Here is a 430-nt window from a genome sequence, read left to right as displayed (position 1 = left end):
GTGTAGTACAGGATATTTTTAAGATGAAGCTGCAGGGAATGAGTCAGGATGCGATCGCTAATCGTTTAAATGAACTGGGTATTCTTTCCCCATTTGAGTATAAAATCAGCAACGGCAGTCGTTATGAAACAGGCTTCCGGCAGAAAGAACAGGCACTTTGGAGTTCCGTTACGGTCCGCAGGATACTGGAAAACGAGGTTTATATCGGAAATCTTGTGCAGGGAAAAAGGACAACACCGAACCATAAAGTGAAGCAGACTTATGTGAAACCGGAAGATGACTGGATCCGGATTGAGAAAAATCATGAGCCACTGGTGAGCGATCGTGATTTTGAAATTGTGCAGAGGCTTCTGGGCATGGATACACGTACTTCACCTGACCAAAAGCAGGTATATCTGTTATCCGGAATTGCTGTATGTGCGGATTGTGG

1 protein-coding gene is annotated in these 430 nt (G+C 44.7%); it reads left to right on the top strand.

Features of this window, described 5'->3' with window-relative positions; translation table 11 throughout:
- On the top strand, positions 1-430 hold a 430-nt coding region (locus G4407_RS16335; RefSeq protein WP_173689713.1), incomplete at both ends, for a recombinase family protein.

The sequence above is a fragment of the Allocoprococcus comes genome, from assembly GCF_013300725.1.
GTDB classification, from domain to species: Bacteria; Bacillota; Clostridia; order Lachnospirales; family Lachnospiraceae; genus Allocoprococcus; species Allocoprococcus comes_A.
The sequence above is the reverse complement of the archived record's forward strand: the minus strand, read 5'-3'. Positions and strand labels throughout refer to the sequence as shown.